The organism is Amycolatopsis sp. cg13 (assembly GCF_041346965.1).
In the GTDB taxonomy this organism is placed as follows: Bacteria; Actinomycetota; Actinomycetes; order Mycobacteriales; family Pseudonocardiaceae; genus Amycolatopsis.
In genome coordinates this window covers 5,516,004-5,535,554 of sequence record NZ_CP166848.1, presented here as the reverse complement: position 1 = coordinate 5,535,554, position 19,551 = coordinate 5,516,004, and the positions used below count along the sequence as shown (strand labels likewise).

15 protein-coding genes are annotated in these 19,551 nt (G+C 68.9%); 12 read left to right on the top strand and 3 right to left on the bottom strand.

Translation table 11 applies throughout. The annotated features are described in order from the left end of the window. Positions 1-146: 146 nt before the first annotated feature. The 9 genes from AB5I40_RS25670 to AB5I40_RS25630 all read left to right on the top strand — a co-directional run bounded on the left by AB5I40_RS25670 (position 147) and on the right by AB5I40_RS25630 (position 10,450). Complete coding sequence (locus tag AB5I40_RS25670; RefSeq protein ID WP_370932589.1) at positions 147-1,217, top strand: hypothetical protein; 1,071 nt, start codon at positions 147-149, stop codon at positions 1,215-1,217. Next, positions 1,196-1,789: an HAD family hydrolase gene (locus AB5I40_RS25665; protein ID WP_370932588.1), complete on the top strand. Its 594-nt coding sequence runs from the start codon at positions 1,196-1,198 to the stop codon at positions 1,787-1,789. The genes AB5I40_RS25670 and AB5I40_RS25665 overlap by 22 nt, the downstream gene beginning before the upstream one ends. Before the next feature lie 66 nt (positions 1,790-1,855). Then, positions 1,856-2,095, top strand: a complete 240-nt coding sequence (locus tag AB5I40_RS25660; RefSeq protein WP_344281790.1) for an acyl carrier protein — start codon at positions 1,856-1,858, stop codon at positions 2,093-2,095. Further along, a complete protein-coding gene (locus AB5I40_RS25655) occupies positions 2,092-2,826 on the top strand; it encodes an SDR family NAD(P)-dependent oxidoreductase (RefSeq protein WP_370932587.1) in 735 nt (244 codons plus the stop codon). Before AB5I40_RS25660 ends, AB5I40_RS25655 begins: the two co-directional genes overlap by 4 nt. Next, entirely contained in the window at positions 2,823-4,229 is a 1,407-nt protein-coding gene (locus AB5I40_RS25650) for an AMP-binding protein (RefSeq protein ID WP_370932586.1), read from the top strand. Before AB5I40_RS25655 ends, AB5I40_RS25650 begins: the two co-directional genes overlap by 4 nt. After that, positions 4,226-5,278 (top strand): acyl-protein synthetase, encoded by a 1,053-nt coding sequence (locus AB5I40_RS25645; RefSeq protein ID WP_370932585.1) that lies wholly within the window; start codon positions 4,226-4,228, stop codon positions 5,276-5,278. Before AB5I40_RS25650 ends, AB5I40_RS25645 begins: the two co-directional genes overlap by 4 nt. Further along, on the top strand, positions 5,275-6,519 hold the full coding sequence (locus AB5I40_RS25640) for an acyl-CoA reductase (protein ID WP_370932584.1): 1,245 nt from the start codon (positions 5,275-5,277) through the stop codon (positions 6,517-6,519). The genes AB5I40_RS25645 and AB5I40_RS25640 overlap by 4 nt, the downstream gene beginning before the upstream one ends. A 14-nt stretch (positions 6,520-6,533) precedes the next feature. Next, the gene (locus AB5I40_RS25635; protein WP_370932583.1) at positions 6,534-7,550 is read left to right on the top strand and encodes a YbhN family protein; all 1,017 of its coding nucleotides are present in this window, start codon (positions 6,534-6,536) and stop codon (positions 7,548-7,550) included. A gap of 347 nt (positions 7,551-7,897) precedes the next feature. Then, positions 7,898-10,450, top strand: coding sequence for an arabinosyltransferase domain-containing protein (locus tag AB5I40_RS25630; RefSeq protein ID WP_370932582.1), 2,553 nt, complete (start codon positions 7,898-7,900; stop codon positions 10,448-10,450). Positions 10,451-10,910: 460 nt separating this feature from the next. On the opposite strand, the gene AB5I40_RS25625 is transcribed toward AB5I40_RS25630, so the two are convergent. Next, positions 10,911-12,800, bottom strand: a complete 1,890-nt coding sequence (locus tag AB5I40_RS25625; RefSeq protein WP_370932581.1) for a DUF6541 family protein — start codon at positions 12,798-12,800, stop codon at positions 10,911-10,913. A 223-nt stretch (positions 12,801-13,023) separates the two neighbouring features. Here AB5I40_RS25625 and AB5I40_RS25620 point away from each other — a divergent pair, with 223 nt between their 5' ends. Both AB5I40_RS25620 and AB5I40_RS25615 read left to right on the top strand, forming a co-directional pair. Next, complete coding sequence (locus AB5I40_RS25620) at positions 13,024-14,541, top strand: hypothetical protein (RefSeq protein ID WP_370932580.1); 1,518 nt, start codon at positions 13,024-13,026, stop codon at positions 14,539-14,541. A gap of 64 nt (positions 14,542-14,605) precedes the next feature. After that, positions 14,606-15,337 (top strand): lysophospholipid acyltransferase family protein, encoded by a 732-nt coding sequence (locus tag AB5I40_RS25615; protein ID WP_370932579.1) that lies wholly within the window; start codon positions 14,606-14,608, stop codon positions 15,335-15,337. A gap of 318 nt (positions 15,338-15,655) precedes the next feature. Here the strand turns inward: AB5I40_RS25615 and AB5I40_RS25610 are convergent, their stop codons facing one another. Next, entirely contained in the window at positions 15,656-16,480 is an 825-nt protein-coding gene (locus tag AB5I40_RS25610) for an HAD family hydrolase (RefSeq protein ID WP_370932578.1), read from the bottom strand. Between the two features lie 57 nt (positions 16,481-16,537). On the opposite strand from AB5I40_RS25610, the gene AB5I40_RS25605 reads away from it, so the two are divergent. Continuing rightward, positions 16,538-17,425: an LLM class flavin-dependent oxidoreductase gene (locus AB5I40_RS25605; RefSeq protein ID WP_370932577.1), complete on the top strand. Its 888-nt coding sequence runs from the start codon at positions 16,538-16,540 to the stop codon at positions 17,423-17,425. Positions 17,426-17,466: 41 nt separating this feature from the next. Here the strand turns inward: AB5I40_RS25605 and AB5I40_RS25600 are convergent, their stop codons facing one another. Next, on the bottom strand, positions 17,467-19,479 hold the full coding sequence (locus AB5I40_RS25600) for a DUF6541 family protein (RefSeq protein WP_370932576.1): 2,013 nt from the start codon (positions 19,477-19,479) through the stop codon (positions 17,467-17,469). Positions 19,480-19,551: the final 72 nt, after the last annotated feature.

Here is a 19,551-nt window from a genome sequence, read left to right as displayed (position 1 = left end):
CAGTCGTGCCTCGGCATGGCACGAGCCCCGAGTTCGGTGCAGTCAGCACAGACGCGGGCGTCACGATACTCGCCGACCACAAGTGGGCTTCCGGCTACCGTCCCGGCTCCGGCGGGAACTGAACAGGTAAGGCTGAGAACACGCGAATGAGCAGCGCACGCATCCTCATCACCGGCGCCGGCGGATCCGCCGCCTACAACTTCCGGGACGCGCTCGCGGTCGCCGGAAACGACTACGAGGTCGTCGGCACTGACGTGAAGCCCTTCCACCTCGAACTTCTCGACGTCGAGGCCAAATACCTGGTCCCGCCGGTCAGCGACCCCGGGTACGCCGACGCGATCAACCGCGTCATCGAAGCCGAGCGCATCGATTTCGTGCACCCGCAGCCGGACGTCGAGGTCGGCTACCTCGCGGAGAACCGCGACAAGCTGAACGCGCCGACGTTCCTGCCGGACGCGCGCGCGATCGCGTTGTGCCACGACAAGATGGCGTTCAACGCGCACATGAAGGCGAACGGCGTCTCGGTGCCGGAGGCCATCAAGATCGACTCGCCGGACGACCTCAAGGGCGGGCTCGAGGAGCTGCTGAAGATCAACCCGCGGGTCTGGCTGCGCGCCATCCGCGGTGCCGGCTCCCGGGGCAGCCTCCCGATCAACTCCTTCTACCAGGGCGACGCCTGGATCGACTACTGGCGCGGTTTCCGCGGCCTCGACTACGGCGACTTCATGGCCAGCGAATACCTCCCGGGCGAGGAGTTCGCGTGGCAGAGCCTGTGGCACGAGGGCGAGCTGATCACCTCGCAGGCGCGTTCCCGCATCGAATACATCTTCGGCAACCTGACCCCGAGCGGGCAGAGCTCGTCGCCGTCGGTGGCCAAGACGGTCAACCGCGACGACGTGAACAAGATCGGCGAGTCCGCGGTGCGCGCGGTGTCCGACAAGCCGCACGGCGTGTTCTGCGTGGACATGAAGGAGAACGCCGCCGGGGTGCCGATGGTCACCGAGATCAACGTCGGCCGCTTCTTCACCACCAGCAACTTCTTCGCGCACGCCGGGCTGAACATGCCCGACATGTACGTCCAGCTCGGCCTCGGCAACGAGCTGCCCGAGCGCCCCGAGGTCTACAACCCGCTGCCGGACGACCTGTATTGGGTCCGCATGATCGACATGGGCTACAAGCTGGTCAAGGAAGGCGAATGGGCCTCGAAGCGGATCTGACCGGGCGGAAGGTGCTGGCCTTCGACTTCGACGGCACGCTCTTCCGGCTGCCGGTCGACTTCGGGGGCCTGCGCGCCGAGCTGGGACTGTCCGCTGAGGACAAGCTCGGCGAGCTCTTCCAGCGCTGGCTCGACGAAGGCGACACCGCCCGGCTCGACGTCGTGACGCGGTTCGAACGCGCCTCCGTGGCGCAGGGCGAATTCACCGAAGGCGCGCGCGAACTGCTGGCGGAGCTGCCCTCCAGCTACCAGCTCGCGGTGGTGACGAGGAACTCACGGCTGTGCGTCGAGGACGCGCTGGGCAACCTCGCCAGGGGCCTGCACGTCATAGGGCGGGAGGACGTCCGCCGGCTCAAGCCGGATCCCGAAGGCGTGACCGCGGTGCTTCGGCATTTCGGCGCGGCCCCGGAGGAAGCGGTGCTCGTCGGCGACACCTTCCACGACGTGGAGGCCGCGCACGCCGCGGGCGTGCTCAGCGTGGTCGTGCGCAACGACTCGCTGAAGTTCCGTCCCGAAGGTGCGGACCGCTATCTCGGGACGCTCCGTGAACTGCTGCCCGCACGCGCGGGCTGAAACCCCATGGTTGGTACCGTCGATAGTGGTCACCAGCCCCATTCGAGAAGGAAGTGCCGGGTAGACATGGCTGTGCAGGACAAGCTGAAGGAAGTCTTCATCGACGCTCTCCAGCTCGACGACGGGGTCGACGTCGAGAACCTGAAGTACCGCGACATCGAGGCGTGGGACTCGGTCGGCCACATGGCGCTCATCGCGGCGATCGAGGACGAGTTCGAGATCGAATTCGACACCGACCAGGTCATCGACATGAGCAGCTTCAAGGTGGCCGTGGACATGGTCAAGGAGCTGCAGGAGAAGGCGTGAGCACGTTCGAGGGCAAGGTCGCCCTGGTCACCGGTGGTACCAGGGGCATCGGCCTGGCCACCGTCCGCGCGCTCGCCGAGGCCGGGGCCACCGTGGTGCTCACCGGCCGCGACGAGACCGCCGCCAAGGAAGCCGCCGCTTCGGTCGGGCCCTCGGTCAGCGGCCGCGCGCTCGACATCACGGACGCGAAGGCCGTCGCCGCGCTGGTCAAGGAAGTGACCAAGGAGCACGGCAAGCTGGACATCGCGGTCGCCAACGCCGGGATCATGGAGGGCGGCCTGCTCGGCATGATCCGCCCGGACGACGTAGACCGCACGCTGTCTACGAACGTCGCCGGCACCCTGCACACCGTGCAGGCGGCCGCGCGAGCCATGATGCGCAAGAAGACCGGCGCGATCGTGGTGCTGGCCTCGGTGGTCGGCGAATGCGGCAGCGCGGGCCAGACGGTCTACGCGGCCTCGAAGGCGGCAGTGGCGAACATCGCGCGCTCGGCGGCGAAGGAACTCGGCCGCTCCGGCATCCGGGTCAACGCGGTCGCGCCCGGCGTGATCGAAACCGCCCTCACCGAAAGCCTGAGCGAGGACGCCCGCGCCTCGAACGTCGCCAAGACCCCGCTCGGCCGTCTCGGCCAGGCCGCGGAGGTCGCGGCGGTGATCCGGTTCCTGGCGAGCGACGAGGCGTCGTTCGTGACCGGGCAGGTTCTGGGGATCGACGGAGGCTTGGTGCTGTGACTCTGGTGGGTGCGGGTTCCCGGCTGGTCGACGTGGCCGGGGGCCGCACGCTGGACGACGCGGAACTGTCGGCCGAGGTCAGCCGGAAGACGGACGCGCTGGCCAAGCTGCCGGTGGGTGTCGTTTTCGCGCGGATGTCGGTCGACCTCGACAGCGTGCTGACCTACTTGGGCGCGTTCGAGGGCGGCCGGGCGATCGCCCTGATCGACCCGGCTTTGGACGCCGACGTGCTGACCGGGCTGGTCGAGCGGTTCCGCCCGGCCGCCGTGCTCGCCGCGTCCGGCGACGCTCCGTCCGGGTACACCACCCGCGGCTCCGACTGGGTGCGCGACTCCGCCGACGGCGTCGAGCCGCATCCCGACCTGGCCGTGCTGCTGCCGACCAGCGGATCCACCGGCAATCCGAAGCTTGTCCGGCTGTCTCGCGAAGGGCTGCTGGCCAACGCCGAGGCCATCGCGCAGGTGCTCGAAATCGACGCGGACGAGGTCGCGCCGACCTGTCTGCCGTTGCATTACAGCTACGGGCTTTCGGTGCTGAATTCGCATCTCTTGCGCGGTGCGACTGTGGTTATCGAACAGTCTGGCGTTTTGGGTCGCGGATTCTGGGACGCGGTGAAGGAACACGGCGTGACTTCGCTGTCCGGCGTGCCTTATCACTACGAAATGCTGCGTCGGCTCAAGTTCGATCCGGCCAAGTATCCGACTCTGCGCACTCTCACCCAGGCGGGCGGGAAACTGCGGGACGAACTGGTCGCCGAATTCAACGACAAGATGCTCGCGGTCGGCGGCCGGATGTACGTCATGTACGGCCAGACCGAGGCGTCGCCGCGGATGACCACGGTGCCCGCGGAGCGGCTCGCGGACAAGATCGGCTCGGCCGGTCCGGCGCTGCCCGGCGGCGCGTTCGCCATCCGCCGCGACGACGGCGAGGAAACCACGCATCCCAAAATTGTCGGTGAGGTCCTTTACCGTGGACCCAACGTGATGATGGGTTATGCCGAGGACGAAGCCGGGCTGAGCGCGGGCGACGAATACGGCGGAACGCTGGCCACCGGGGATCTCGGGTACCTCGACGACGAGGGGTACCTGTACATCACCGGCAGGCTCAAGCGGATCGGCAAGGTGTTCGGCAACCGGGTCAGCCTGGACGACCTGGAGCAGGCCGTGCGCACGGCCGCGGTGGGCATCGACGTGGTGGCCGCGGTGGCGGCGGGCGACAAGGTCGTGCTGTTCGCCGAACTGCCCGAGGGCGACGGCGCGAAGGCGATCTGCAAGGACGCGTCCCGGGCGCTGGCGGAGCGGTTGCACCTGCACGCCAGCGGGTTCGACGTGCGTCCGATCGACACGGTGCCGCTGCTGGCCAGCGGCAAGATCGACTACCGGTCGCTGGAGGGACGGGTATGAGTGTGTTCACGCGCTCGCAGGCGGAGCGGGAGGCGGCGCTGCTCCCCGAGCTCGCGGAGCTGACCGCGCACCACCGGGCGAACTCGCCCGGGTACGAGCGCATCCTGTCCTCGCTCGGTTTCGCGCCGGACGCGTCGTTCGGCTCGATCGCCGACCTGCCGTGGCTGCCGGTGCGGATGTTCAAGACGCACGACCTGAAGTCCATTCCGGACGCCGAGGTCTTCAAAACCCTCACCTCTTCAGGAACCACCGGGGCCGGTGCGTCGCGGATTTACCTCGACAAGGAAGCGGCGGCCGCGCAGACGAAGCAGCTCGGCGCCACCCTGCAGGAGGTGCTGGGCGGCGAGCGGCTGCCGATGCTGATGGTCGACACCATCGGCATCATCAAGAACCGCCGGTCGTTCTCCGCGCGCGGCGCGGGCGTGCTCGGCATGGCGAACTTCGGCCGCAAGCACACCTACGTGCTGGACGAGAACGACAAGCCGGACGTCGAGGCCGTGCGGAAGTTCCTCGCCGAGTACGGGGACCGGCCGTTCCTGATCTTCGGCTTCACCTTCATGGTGTGGCAGTACCTGTACGAGGTCGCTCGCGAGCACAAGCTCGACCTGTCGAACGGCATCCTCATCCACTCCGGCGGCTGGAAGAAGCTGATCGACCGCGCGGTCGACAACAGCGAGTTCCGCCGCCGGTTCGCCGAGGACACGGGCCTCACCCGGATCCACAACTACTACGGGATGATCGAGCAGATCGGCACCGTGTTCCTCGAAGGCCCGTCCGGGAACTCGTTGTACTGCCCCGATTTCGCCGACGTCGTGATCCGCGACCCGGAGACCTGGGAAGAGCAGCCGGTCGGCAAGCCGGGCGTCATCGAGGTGGTGAGCACGCTGCCGCGATCGTATCCGGGACACGTGCTGCTCACCGAGGATCTGGGCGTCTACAACGGAATCGACGACGGCGACTGGCCGGGCAAGCACTTCTCGGTGCTGGGCAGGCTGCCGAAGGCCGAGGCTCGCGGATGCTCGGACACGTTCACCGGAGCGGCCGCATGAGTGCGTTGGAGCAGCGTTTTCCGCTGGGCGAATCGGTTTCGGTCGACGCGCTGCTGGACGAACTGCGCGAGGAACCGTCCGGCGGCCGGCTGACCGTCGGCGATCCGCGAGTGGTCGAGTTCGTCACCAAGTTCGCGCGCAAGCTGCTCGCGCCCGCGTTGGCACGTCGCTTCCCGGAGCTGGCCTCGCTGGGTTTCTTCCTGCGCAAGGGAGAACTCGCCAAGTCACTGTCCACTTTGGAAACCAGCGGTGACTCGCTGCGGTTCCCGCGCGGCCTGGTTTTCCACGTGCCACCGGCCAATGTGGACACCATTTTCGTGTATTCCTGGGCGCTGTCGGCGCTGGCGGGCAACAGCAACGTCGTGCGCGTGTCCTCGCGCTCGGCCGGTGCCGCCGAGGCCGTGCTGGAAGCGCTGAACGCGGCGCTCGAAGACGTGTCGCCGGAAACCGCGGCCACCATCCGGGCCACCCAGCGCATGGTCACCTACGACCGCAGCGACGAGGTCAGCGGCGCGTTGTCGCTGGCCGCGGACCTGCGGGTGATCTGGGGCGGCGACGCTTCCGTGGCCGCGCTGCGGAAATACCCGCTGGCCCCGCACGCGCGCGACCTCACGTTCCCGGACCGCTCGTCGTTCGCGATCGCGTCGGTGCGCGGCTGGCAGGAAGCCGCGCCGGAGCAGCGCAAGGCCGCCGCCGAGGGTTTCTACAACGACTCGTATTGGTTCGACCAGGCCGCCTGCTCGTCGCCGCGCGCGGTGTTCTGGGTCGGCGATTCTTCGGGCGCGCGGGCCGCCGGACAGGAGTTCCGCGAGCTGCTCGCTCAGGTGCTGGTGGCGAAACAGCACGTCACCGAGCCGGCGATGGCCGTGCAGAAGCGAGTGTCGGCGTACGGCGCGGCGGTCGACGGTCTCGTGTCGTCGATCCGCTTCGACGGCAACGCGCTGGCGACGCTCGAGCTGGCCGACGCCGCGGTGATGCCGCGCGAATGGCTGGGCGCGGGCACGTTCGCGAACGCCTCGGTGGCGTCGCTGGACGAGCTGGTGCCGATTGTGCAACGCAAAGACCAGACGGTGAGCCAGTTCGGGTTCACCCGCGAGGAACTGACCGGATTCGTGACGGCGCTCGCCGGACGCGGGGTGGACCGGGTCGTGCCCTTCGGCTCGGCCCTCACGTTCGCCGGGGTCTGGGACGGCTACGATCTGCTGTCCGAGTTCAGCCGCCTGGTCACGGTGCAGGCCTGAGGAGCTGAGAGGCAGTGACGACCGTTCGTACGCAGAGCCCGGGGGACGACGCCCCGTCCACTGAGGACGCCCCGACCACCGGAAAAGCCCGCAAGTCCACCAAGGCGCGGGTGCTCGACGTCGTGCGCTGGGTCGCCATTCTCCTGGTGATCGGCTTCGCGGCGAAGAGCCTGGCGTCCAACTGGGACGAGTTCTGGCACACGCTGGCGGACGTCGCCTGGCAGTCGTCGGTGCTCAGCCTTGTGGCGCTGATGGTGTCGATTCTCGTGTCCGTGTGGGGCTGGCAGGTCTTGGTCGACCACCTCGGCGGCAAGCCGGTCGGCTACGCCCGCGGCGCGCAGATCTGCCTGGTCGGCTCGCTCGGCAAGTACGTGCCCGGTTCGGTGTGGGCGTACCTGCTGCAGATGGAACTGGGCCGCAAAGCAGGTCTGGCGCGCGCCCGGATCTTCACCGGCTCGCTGATCCAGCTCGGCCTCGGCGTGGTGTCCGCGCTGGTCGTGTCGCTGCTCGCGGCCCCGGCGCTGTTCAGCAACAGCCCGCGCGCGATGTGGCTGTTCGTCCTGATCCCGGTCGGCCTCGCGCTGCTGCACCCGCGCATCCTGACCTGGGGCACGTCGCTGGTCCTGAAGATCCTGCGCCGCCCGCCGCTGGCCGAACCGCTCGGCTGGGGCGTGGTGCTGAAGGCATTCGGCGCGTCCATGGGCGCCTGGGTGTTCCAGGGCGTGCACCTGTGGCTGCTGGCGAACTCGGTCGGCGCCCCCGGCTTCAACGGCCTGATCCTGTGCATCGGCGCGATGGCAGTCGCGATGACGGTCGGCACGTTCGCGTTCATCCTGCCCAGCGGTGTCGGGGTCCGCGAGGTCGCCCAGGTAGCGGTGCTGACGGCGAGCGGCCTGACGGTCGGCCAGGCGACGGCGTTCGCGGTGGCTTCACGAGTGATGTTCACGGTGGCCGATTTGCTGACGGCTGGGTTTGCTGCGCTGGCGGCGAAGATTGCGGCTCGGCGTACGGAAGTTGCTGACGCTGCCTGATTGAGGCTTAAGGAAAGGGAGGCCGCCCGTACTCGGGCGGCCTCCCTTTTTGTATGCACGGTGAGCAAGCTGCTCGTGTTTGAGTAACGAAATCCGGAATCCCGCGGATGATCTCTGTGGGGGGCAAATCTTTGGCTGAGGTGTGCCCTGGAGCAGCGGGGTGCCCTCAAAGCCGTGGGCGAACCGTAAATCGCACGGGCTCAGCTGCGCCCGCGTTCGGCACCGGAATACGTTTTCAACATCGTGATGAACTGATTGGTTGTTTTTCCTTGACAATCTTGCGGAAAAAGTATGCGAAGCGAAGACCGTGGATGTCTTCCTGGCGATTCTTGCTGACGCTTGGCGCAGTGACGATCGCGCTCGCGCTGGCCATACCGCTCGCACCAGTGCGGTCCGACCAGGTCGACGTGAGCTGGCCGAAGGCTGGGCAACCGGCCGCGTCCACGGTCGCGATGTTCATGCCCTACCGGCCGTTGCAGCTGGATGTCTCGCTGTCCTGTTCGGCGGTGTCGACGGCCGCGGGATCGGCCCCCGTCACGGCGTTCTCTACTTTCCCGCCGGACGCGGACGGTGCGCGCCAGTGGGGGATGTCGCTCGTAGTGCGCGACCAGCAGTTGTTCCTTTCGGTCGCCGACCGCGAACACGCGCTGGGAAAGGCACCGTCCACGGGCTGTTCCTACCGGGTGCACGCCGAAGACCAGCAGTTAGTGGTTTCGGTGGCCGACGGTTCTCAGACCCGGGAACTGACGAGGATCGACGCTCTGGTGCCGCAGGTCGTCGCGTTCGTTACGGACCTGCCGCCCGAGCAGGCGGGTGCGGTCTCGGCGCACGCGCAGGCTGACGCGCGATTCCAGACCTCGCCCACTCCGCTCAAGCTGATCCTCATGATCGGCTGCGCGCTGGGAATCCTCGCCTGCCTGATCGCCGGATTCCGATTCTTCGGCACACGCGAGCGGCCCCGCGAGGTCAACGCGGGCAGGCGGCGCGTGGCCGATCTGGTCTGGACCGGGCTGGTCGCGGCCGGGGTCGCGGCGTGGGGAATTCTCGGTCCGCAAAGCGTGGACGACGGCTGGTTCCTCGGCATGCACCGGAACTTCGATGCCGCCGGGTACGCCGGTGACTACTACATGTCCTTCAACGCGGCGGAAACTCCCGCGGTAGGACTGCAGTACTTGTTCGCTCCGCTCTTCCACTTCTCCTGGGCACCGCTGTGGGTTCGGATCCCGGCGATGCTCGCCGGCATCGCGATCTGGGCGCTGGTGCTCGGCATCGTGCGGCTTGTGCGCCGCTACACCGACCGGCCGCGAGTGCCGCATTGGCTGCTCGCCGCCGCGTTCTTCGTCGCCTGGATGCCCGGCGGCGCGGGGCTCCGGCCTGAGCCGTTCGTGGCGTTGTGCGTAGCGGTGAGCGGTTATGCCGCCGTTCGAGCGCATTTGACGAACGCTCCTGCTTGGCTTCTCGTCGGCGCGGTGGCGGCGGGGCTGGCGTTCACCGTCACGTCCACCGGCTTTCTCGCGGTGATCCCGCTCGCGATCGGCCTCGTGCAAACGTGCCGCCGGCTGACCGGCGTGCGTGACCGGGTCGCCCTGGTCGTCCTCGCTCTGGCCGCTATGACCGTCGCGGTGCCGATCGCTTTCCAGGACACGGGTCTCGGCGGCTTCCTCGACTCCGCTGGTGCGCGCTATTGGTACGGCGCGGACCTGAGCTGGTACCACGAATTCAACCGGTACCAGATGCTGCTGGGCGGCGGCATCTCCGACGAGTTCCTGTTCGAGCAGCACCCCATGCGCAGGCTTCCCGTCCTGTTGTCCATCGGGCTGACGGTGATCGTGCTGGCGTTGCGGCTGCGGCACCGGGGCGGGAGCACTTTCTCCGGCCCGTTCGGCTGGCCGTTCGCCTGGTACGGACTCGGCCTCGCGTCGCTGGTGTTCACTCCCACGAAGATCGGTTCGCATTTCTTCGCGCTCGCGTTCTTCACCGTGCTGGTCCTGGCCTTCGGCCTGTCCGGGCTTCCCCGCGCGTTCGCCCGCGAGCACGTCGGCTGGGTCGTCCGGCTCAGCGCGTTGTTCCTCGTCCTGCTGCTGACCAGCGTCTCGTTCAGCGGCATCAACTCGTGGTGGGCCTATGACCGGCTGGGGATGCCCGAGCTGAACAAGAAACTCCTGCACGGCCTCCTCGCCAACCCAGCGCTGATTTTGGTGGCCGGTGTGGCGGCAGCGGGTGTGATCATGCTGATCATCCGCCGGTACTTCGGCCGGGCGCGCGACGCCGCTCCGAGCCCGGTGCGCTGGATCGGCTGGACCGCGGTTGCCATCGCCGGGCTTTCCGTCCTGCTGATGCCTCCGCTCACCGCAGGTCTGCTCGCCAAGGCCGCGGTGAACCAGCACAACCGGGGAGCCTGGTCCACGGTCTCGGCCAATCTCCATTCGGTGACCGGTTCGACGTGCGGTGCGGCCGACGCCATCCGGGTCGACGGCGAGGGCGCCGACCGGCCGCTCAGCCAGGTCCTCGCGGAGCAGGATGGACCGACACTGGTGGACTGGCCCATTTCCTTCTGGTTCCCGTGCGCGCGGCTTCCCCAGCTCGCCGACGGCCTGCTCGAACCACCGGCGACCGTCGTCGTAGCACCGGGTCCGTACCGCTTCGACGGCGATCTCACGCGCATTGCCAAGCCGCACGGCGGCGCGTTCGCCCCGATGACCAAGGTCGCCGCCTACCGTGAACTGCCGTCGCGGCTGATCAACGACCCGGAGCTTTCCGGTCTGCTGCTCGAGGTCGATTACCGGTATCCGGTCGACGGGTACGACGTCCGAAAGACCACTGCCGATCAGCCTGGCTGGCACCGGGATCCCCCGTACGCCAACCGGGATTACACCGGCCAGGCCCCGCCCTCGTCCTGACCGGGTTCGGGGCGGACTTGAGTGGTCCTGCAGTACTGAAATGGAGGAGGCCGCCCGAACCCGGGCGGCCTCCTGCTTTTTCCGCGCCGTCGGCGGACGTGATCGATATATCGGTGGCGTTCACCGACGAGACCGAGAACGACGCGATGGCCGGTCGGACGGGACCCATTCGGTTGCGGTGCGGCCGAATCCGGCGTGATTCCAGTGGCGGGCTTCTCCAGTTTCGCCAGCGCGACGTTTTCCGTCGGCGGCAGTCAGACGCCTCTTCGAGGTGATGACTCGCGACGGATCGATCAGTGCGTCCGAGCATGACTTGCCGGGAGCGAGGCGAGCACGCTGCCGGTGAACGGCGCAATTTCGGCTGCCTCGCGAGTCAATCTTTTTCGATTGACCAGACTGTCTATCCTGCATGAAACAGCGGCAGGATTCCGAAAAACCCTGCCGCTGGAATCAAATAACCTCAGCGATTCAGCTGATAAATCACCGCGTCCTCATTGCGGTAGACCTCCTTGAGGAACGGAAGCCCGTCCAGTCCGATCAGCCCTTCATTCGCGTACGCGGGCTTCGGCGGTGCGGCCGGGCGGCCGAGGATCACCCAGTGGACGTTGAGCCGCTCAACCGCGGCGCGGACCGCCGGGTTCGTTTCGTAGTCGCGGAAGTGGGCGGCGAGCAGCACCGCGTCCGAAGGCGGGTTGGAGCCGTCGTCGTGGGCGGCGACGGTGCGGACACCAGCGAGCGCGTAGGTCCAAGGCGTGCCGTCGTAGCGGTCGTTCATCGCCCACTGGCCGGGCTTCGCCAGCTTGCCCAGTTCCACCATCGCGCGTTCCTCGCCGGGCGTGATGTTCTGGTTGCGCGGGTCCGGGCTGTGGTAACCGCCGGCGATCACTTCGCTGTTGGTGCGGGTGTAGAGGCCCTTCGTGACGCCGACAAAGGCCAGCAGCACCACCGCGGCGAGCGCGGCTGGCGGAACACGTGAGGGCAGCCGTTCCTTCAGCCATTCGTGCAGCGCGGCGACGCCGTGGCCCGCGATGAACGACAGCGGCACGATCGCCATCGTGATGAACCGGTACGGGTCGTCCCACCACGGCCGCGACAGGGCCATGACCAGCGGCGAGTCCGAGGACGCCACCGCCATGTAGAACAGGCCGGTGATCAGCGCGGTCAGGCCGATCCAGCGCAAGCCGCCGAGTCGGCGGAAGAAGATGAAACCGACGAGCAGCGCCGCCGACAGCCAGATCTGCGGATGCGGTTCGAAGTGCTGGAATCCGAGCAGCGCGCCGAGTGCGGTCGTCGCCCGCCATTCGCTCGGCCAGCCGAGGTAGCCCCAGCTGCTTGCCTGTCCCAGTGCGCCGAACAACTGCATCGACGCCACGAGCACCGACACCGCCGCGATCGGCAGCAGTGCCAGCAGGTCCTTGCCGATCGAACGCCACCGCTCGATCCAGCGCTGCACCAGCAGCGGCCCGGCGAACAGGATCGCGCCGAACAACGCGGACGAGTGGACGCACAGCAGGCCGATCGCCCCGAGCATCAGCACGAAACCGGTGTCCAGCGCGACCCGGTCGAGGTAGCGGCGCAGCACCACGGCGGCCAGCGGGGTGAGCGCGATGCCCACCAGGAACGGGAACAGCGGCCCGCGGTTCATCGACTCGTAGAGGCCCATCACCGGCGCGGCTGACGCGAGCGCGACGGCCCCGGCCAGCACGGCGCGGCCGCGGAACGCCCGCACCATCACCGCGAGCGAAAGCGCCAGCAACCCGGGCAGCAGCGCAGTGTTCACGTCGAGGGTCAGCGGGATCGAGCCGCCGCTGATCGTGTACTGCACGGAGGCGAGCAGGTGGTAGGCGTTGGGGTAGAAGGGCGGTGAACCGTCGCCGTACCAGTTCAGCTTGCTCATGCCGAAGAGGCTGCCGTCGCCGCTTTCGGCGATGTAGCGGATGCCGTTGGCCGCGTACGGCGCGTCGCCGCCCTGGGCGATCGCGCCGAGGTGACCCATGCCATGAACCGCGGTGTAGAACCCGATCGCGGTGGCGAGGACGACACACGCGCCGACCGCCCAGTTCGCCCGCGGTTCCCAGGCCCGCGGTTCCGGCTCGTGCGGCCACCGGCGGACGGTCAGCCGCCGGAGTCCGAACGCGACAGCCGCGAAGATCACCGTGGTCAGTGCCAAGGTCCAGGCATTGAAGGGCAGCCCGATCGCCGCCGTCCACGGACCCGCGAGGCCGGCGATGGCGTAGCTCAGCAGCGGCGTCAGACCGGCGAGCAGCCAGCCGCGCAGACCGGCGGCGACGCCGGTGATGAGCCCGGGGATTCCGAGCACGAGCAGGCAGCAGGCAATGCTGGCTGCCACGGAGAGCAGGGTGGGTTCGCTCGGCACAGTCTTCCTCAGGTCACGGGACATCCGCCGGCCCCCGCCGTGGCGGATTGGAATCGAGGCCCAGACTAGCGGGCACCCATATACACCCGAACGGCTGATGTCGGCGGAGCGCGGCCGCGCGCTTGACTGGAACTGGTGAGGAGCGGTCCGCCAGGGGTCGGCCGGACGGGTGAGGGGCGCGGGAGGCTGGGGGCGCGTGGTTTACGCGGTCGTGGGGGGATGGCTGGCGCTGGCCGCGCTGGTCGTCGCCGCTTGGCGGCGGATCGGACACGACCGGCGGTGGCGCGTCGGGGTTCTCCTTCTCGTACTCGCGTTTTCGCTGTCGCATCAGCTGTTGTTCGCCACTGCCACCGAGGACGCGTACGTCAGTTTCCGGTACGCGCAGAACATCGCTGACGGCGTTGGGCCTGTTTTCAACACTGGCGATCGCAGCGAAACGTACGCGAATTTCCTCTGGCTCGTCGTGATCGCCTTGCCGCGCGGCGCATTCGGTGCGGAAGTGCCGTCCGCAGCCGTCGTATTGAGCGGCGCGGCCGCGTTGGCGTGCGTGGTTATGGCGTATTTCCTCGCCAACCGCATTGCCGCGCTCGCGTTGCCGGACGGGGTCGAGCCCCGGCGAGCGGTCGGCGTCGCGGCGGCGTTGCTGACCGCGGGCGCGAATGGGCTCGCGGTGTACGGGCTTTCCGGCACTGAGCTGCCGATGTTCGCGTTGCTCGTGCTGTGTGTCTCGTACGCGTTGGTGGCGGGCCGGCCGTTGGTCGCCGGAGTGCTCGTGGCCAGCGCGGTGATGACGCGACCGGAAGGGCTCGTGCTCGCGGTCGTCGGCACGGCGTGGCTCGTTTTCGCGGCGGCCCGCGGGCGGCACACCTGGTGGGCGCCGGTCGGTTTTGTGCTGGGCGCGCTGGTTTTCCTGGCTCCGTGGACGGCTTGGCGGATCACCTATTACGACCGGTTCGTGCCCGACCCGAGCCTGCCGCCGGGCCCTGATTGGTCGTACCTGGGCGGCTTCGCCTTGGCGCACTTGGGTTTTCTCGTCCCGGCCGTGGTCGTGGCGGGATTGGTGGCGAACCGGGGACGCGCGGCGGAAGCCCGGCCCGCGTTGTGGCTGCTGCTGGCGCTCGCCGTCGGGCACACCGCGTTCGTGGTGCTCTTCGAGGAGGATCCGGGCCTCTCGTGGCGGCTGCTCGTGCCGGTACCGCCGTTGCTGGCGGTCGCCGCGGTGGCCGGATGCGGCGTTCTGACTCCGGTGCCGAGGCCGCGGGCGGTTTCCCGAGCGGTTCCGGCGGTCACCGCGGCGCTGACCGGGGTCGCGGTGGCGGTCTCCGTGCTCAGCCCCGAGGTGCTGGAGCGCGTGCGGGCGTGGAGTACGCAGGGAGCGCAACTGGCTGAGGTCGGGGACTGGCTCGCTCGCTACCTGCCGCCGGGGTCCGTCGTGAGCGCCGGATCGCCGGGGCTGCTGGCGAGCCGCGCCGGTTCGCGGGTGCTGGTGGTCGGGCTCGACGCGGAACGCTCGACGCTCGCCGTGCCCGGCCGTTCGGGATACGCCAGCCGCCAGGATTGTGCCGACGACCTGCCCGCCTGGTACCGCGTCGCGACCTTCCGGCGCACCGGGACGCCGTTCTGGATCTCGGTCTACCCGCGCGCCGACGACGCGAGCCGGCTCGTCGACGAACTCGACCGCGCCCCCGACTTCCACTACGTGTCCTGCCCCTGAAGTGTGGCGGAGCCGACCCGCGCGACCTACCGGCGAGAAACCTACGGTCCCGTAGCCTTGGCGCATGGCTGACTTCGTGTACCCGCCCGTCCTGGTCGCCGCGCGGCTGATGTTCCGGCTGCTCGACAACCGCCTCCGGGTGACCGGCGCCGAGCACGTGCCCGCCCGCGGCGGTGCGGTGCTCGCCTGCACGCACGTCAGCTACCTGGACTTCATCTACTGCGGCCTCGGCGCCCGTCCGGCGAAGCGGCTGGTGCGGTTCATGGCCAAGCAGGAAATCTTCAGCAACCCGGTCGCCGGTCCGCTGATGCGCGGCATGCACCACATCCCGGTGGACCGCGCCGCCGGGCAGGCGTCCTACGACGAGGCGGTGGCCCGGCTGCGCGCGGGCGAGGTCGTCGGCGTTTTCCCGGAGGCCACGATCAGCCGGTCGTTCACCGTGAAGGACATCAAGACCGGCGCGGTGCGGATGGCCGCCGAGGCTGGTGTTCCGGTGATCCCGATGGCGCTGTGGGGCACGCAGCGGCTCTGGACGAAGGGCCGCCCGAAGGACCTGACCCACCGGCACGTGCCGATTTCGGTGGTGATCGGCGAGCCGATGCGCCCCGGCCCGGACGACTCGTGCGAGGCGCTGACGACGGACCTGCGCGCCCGGATGTCGGAGCTGCTGGAGAAAGCGCAGGCGGAGTACCCGGAGGCCCCGGAGAGCGACGCTGAGCGCTGGTGGATGCCCGCGCATCTTGGCGGCAGCGCGCCGACACCGGAGGAAGCTGCGGCACTCGACCGTCGCTCGTGAGCGCTGCTCGTGCCCCAATGCCACTTTGGGTGCGCTGAACGCACCGAATGCCACTTTGGGTGCGTCGGATGCACCCAATGCCACGTTGGGGTGTTCTCAGCAGCGGGGTGTGCGACGGATTTGTTGTGGCGGTGCTCCCGGGGGATGCGGGCGTCGCCTGGCGAGGCGGGCTGTTGCTGCGTTCCTGCGAAGGTACGTGAGGGGAACCCTGAGGGAATCTGATTCCCTCAGGGTTCCCCTCACGTACCTCGGACTCGCGGGGCGCCACGCCGGGCCCGAGAACCCCCGCGCGCTACTGAGAAACCGGCATTGGAGCGCTTAGAACCAGCGCTCCAGCACCTGCGCCACCCCGTCCTCCGCAGCCGGTCCCGTCACCTCGTCCGCCACCGCCAGCACCTTCGGGTGTCCGTTGGCCATCGCGACGCCGTGCCCGGCCCACTGCAGCATCTCGACGTCGTTGGGCATGTCGCCGAAGGCGATCACCGCCGACTGGGGCACGTCGAAGCGTTCGGCGATGTCCGCGAGCCCGGTCGCCTTGGTCACGCCGTGCGCGGACAGTTCGATCAGCCCGCCGGTGGACGAGTACGTGACGTCCACCGCGCCGTCGAGCACCGCGTTCACCGCCTCGGCCATTTCCTCCGACGTCATCCCCCGACGGCTGACCAGCAGCTTGATCGCGGTTTTCCCGAGCACCTCGGCGCGCGGCGCGATCCGGCTCTCCTCGTCGCCCCACGGGTTGTGGTACTCCGGCTCGATCACGAAATTGCGCAGTTCGTGGTCCACCGATCCGGTGCCGACCCGTTCCGCGGCCAGCCGGCAGCCGGGCAGTGCCTTGTCGAGCGCGGAGGCCAGGTCGTGCAGCAGGACCGGCTCGAGTTCGCCGTGCACCGCGACCACCGAATCGGCTCCGATGTCCAGCAGCACGGCGCCGTTGGCGCACACCGCGTACCCGGTCAGCCCGAGCGGCCCGGCGATCGGCGCGATCCAGCGCGGCGGACGTCCGGTGCTCAGCACGAACGGCACGTCGTCGGCCAGGACCCGCTGGACGACCGCCACCGTGCGCGGCGTCACTTTTTCGCTGGGGCCGAGCAGGGTGCCGTCGACATCGGACGCGATCAACCGGGGTTTCTCCACGCGTCCCATTCTCCCGGTCGCCGCCCGTTCGAGCGAATGTCAGTGCTGGACGTTACGGTCGGCCTCGTGCGAGCAGGCATCGTAATTCTTCCTGAAGACCGCTGGTGGGCGGCCGAGCCGAAATGGCGCGCGGCCGAGGAGTACGGCTTCGACCACGCGTGGACCTACGACCATCTGGGCTGGCGATCGCTGGTCGACGGCCCGTGGTTCTCCGCCGTGCCCACCCTCACCGCGGCGGCCATGGTCACCTCCACGATCCGGCTGGGCACCTTCGTCGCCTCGCCGGTCGCGCGGCATCCCGTGCCGTTCGCGCGCGAGCTGATCACCCTGGACGACGTGTCCGACGGGCGTTTCGTGCTGGGCGTCGGCGCGGGCGTGGACAGTTCGCGCTACGACGCGCAGGTGCTCGCCGCGCCGGAGCTGACCGCGCGGCAGCGGGTCGACCGGTTCACCGAGTTCGTGGAGGCCCTCGACGGGCTGCTGATGACCGACAACTTCGACTTCTCCGGCGAGTACTACTCCGCACGCGGCGCGCGGAATCTGCCCGGCACGGTGCAGCGGCCTCGGCTGCCGTTCCTGGTCGCGGCCAACGGCCCGCGCACCATGACGCTGGCCGCGCGGTTCGGGGCGGGCTGGGTCACCACCGGTCGCGGCGGCTCCACCCTCGACGAATGGTGGACCGGCATCGAGGAGCTGGTCCGCACGTTCGACCAGCGGCTCGAAGCGGCCGGTCGCGAGCCGGCGGGCATCCAGCGGCACCTGAGCCTCGACGCGGCTCCGGTGTTCTCGCTCAGCAGCGTCGCGGCGTTCCGCGAGGCCACCGAAAGGGCCCGTGAGCTGGGCTTCACCGACGTTATCGCGCACTGGCCGCGTTCGAGCGGGCCGTACGAGGGGCACGAGTCGGTGCTGGAAAAGGTCGTCGAAGAAGTGCTTCCGGGCCTCAAGGCCGAATAAGAACTCGGGACCGCGGCCGGGGAGGCCGCGGTCCCGAGGACTTACTTGATGATCGTGTAGATCTGCGCGCCGGGATTGTCGTACACGAGGCGCAGGAAATCGCTGCCCCGGAGGTCGCGCAGACCGGGGGAGATCGGCGCGTCCCTCGCGATCGAGCCGCTGCCCACGAGCACGTGGTGCACTTTCAGCCGCCGCACCGCCTCTCGAACGCGCAGGTCAAGGTCGTAATCGCGGAAGTGCAGCGCCAGGTACTTCGCGTCCGGCGAGATCGGGCCGCCGCCGTCGTAGTGGCCCGCCACCGGGTGCACGCCGGTCAGCGCGTACATCCACGCGGTGCCGTCGAGGCGGTCGTTCAGCACCTTCTGGTCCGACGGGATGCCCATCCGGCCGAGGAAGTCCATGGCCGCGATCTCGTCCGGGCTGACCGGCGGCGTGACCTCGCCCTCCGGCCCGTTGTAGTACAGGAACGACACCGCAGTGGCGTTCGCGGTCCGGTAGAAACCGCCGGTCAGCACCGCGGTCAGGGCCACGACGACCGCCGCCGCCGCGACTCCGAGCCGGGACACCACCTTCGGCCGCGCCTTCGCCCAGCTGACCGAGCGGATCAGCTGGGCGATCCAGCGCTGCAGTTCCGCCATGCCGTGCCCGGCGAGCAGGCACAGCGGGATCGCGGCCAGCGCCATCAGCCGGAACCGGTCGTTCCACCACGGCCGCGACAGCGAGATCACCAGCGGCGACGCGCCGTAGGACGTGACCAGCACGAACAGCCCGGACAGCCCGATCGCGGACACCATCAGCCAGCGCAGCCTGCCGAGCGAGCGGAAGCTCAGCACGCCGACCACGAGCAGCACGGTGAGCCAGAGCTGCGGTTTGTGCAGCACCTGCTGGAACGTGGCGAGCATGTTCAGCGCCGACATGACCGGCAGGTCCGAATTCCACGGCTGGTATGGGTACGCGCCGTTGGTGAAGCCGATCGCGCCCAGGATCTGCAGTGCGGCGAGCGCGAGCCCGATCACCATGACCGGCACTGTGCGCACGATGTCGCCGCCGATCACGCGCAGCCCGTTGCGTCCCTCGGGCACACCGTCCACCTGAAGCCCGCGAAGCGACCGATACCAGCGCTGCAGCACCAGTGGCGCCGCAAAGAGCGTGCCGCCGAATAGTGCACTCGAATGCGCGACAAGCAGGCCGTCCACGGTTAGCGCGAGCACTATGCCGGTGTCGACGCCCGGACGCACGAGAAAGCGTTGCAGCGAGACCACCATGAGCGGCGTCAGAACCACGCCCAGCGCGTACGGCAGCAAGCCGCTCGACACTGACTCGTACGCGCCCGTGGTGGCCGCGGCGGCGATGAGAGCCGCGCAGCCCGCGAAGACCGCACGGCCGCCCATCTGGCGGACCAAAGCGACCATCGACAGCGCGAAGATGCCCGCGACCGGCATGGTCACGGCGTTCAGCGTGACCGGGATGCTCGTCCCGGAGATCTGGTAGACCAGCGCGGCGACCAGGTGATAGCCGTTCGGGTAGAACGAGCCGTCCGGATACCAGTTGACCTTGCTCATCCCTATGAGCGAGCCGTCGCCGGTGTCGGCGATGTAGCGGATGCCGTTCGCGTGATAGACGGTGTCCCAGCGCTGGAAGACCGCCGTCGTCCCGCCGCGCGCGGACAGCACCACGGCGATCGACAGCGCGGTCGCCACCACGACGCACGCGGCGACCGACCAGTGCGCACGCGTGCTCCAGACGACCGGGGGCTCCTCCGCGCCGGGCTTGATCCAGCCGCGCACGAGGCACAGCCTGCGGATCCCCCACGCGATCCCGGCCAGCAGCAGCGTGCACGCCGAGGCGGTCAGGACGTTGTAGTGAAGGCCGACGGCTGCCAGCCACGGCCCGCCAAGGCCGGTGACGGAGTAGCTGAGCAGCGGCGCTAGTCCGGCCAGGGCCCAGCCGCGCACTCCCGCGGCCCTCCCGATGATGCCGCCCGGGACCACCAGCACGGCCAGGTAAGTGGCGACCGCGCCGAGATAAGTCCAGAAGGTGTCTGGTGCAGGCATGCTTCTCACTTGTGTAGTGCGGGTAAAACCCGGCGGGATGCCGAGGTCGGTTCGGGAGGCGGTCGCACGACT

Bases quoted from the DNA above. Each gene is read 5' to 3' on its own strand.
- AB5I40_RS25670 (WP_370932589.1), top strand. From the start codon at position 147: ATGAGCAGCGCACGCATCCTCATCACCGGCGCCGGCGGATCCGCCGCC.
- AB5I40_RS25665 (WP_370932588.1), top strand. From the start codon at position 1,196: ATGGGCCTCGAAGCGGATCTGACCGGGCGGAAGGTGCTGGCCTTCGAC.
- AB5I40_RS25660 (WP_344281790.1), top strand. From the start codon at position 1,856: ATGGCTGTGCAGGACAAGCTGAAGGAAGTCTTCATCGACGCTCTCCAG.
- AB5I40_RS25645 (WP_370932585.1), top strand. From the start codon at position 4,226: ATGAGTGTGTTCACGCGCTCGCAGGCGGAGCGGGAGGCGGCGCTGCTC.
- AB5I40_RS25640 (WP_370932584.1), top strand. From the start codon at position 5,275: ATGAGTGCGTTGGAGCAGCGTTTTCCGCTGGGCGAATCGGTTTCGGTC.
- AB5I40_RS25615 (WP_370932579.1), top strand. From the start codon at position 14,606: ATGGCTGACTTCGTGTACCCGCCCGTCCTGGTCGCCGCGCGGCTGATG.
- AB5I40_RS25610 (WP_370932578.1), bottom strand. From the start codon at position 16,480: ATGGGACGCGTGGAGAAACCCCGGTTGATCGCGTCCGATGTCGACGGC.
- AB5I40_RS25600 (WP_370932576.1), bottom strand. From the start codon at position 19,479: ATGCCTGCACCAGACACCTTCTGGACTTATCTCGGCGCGGTCGCCACT.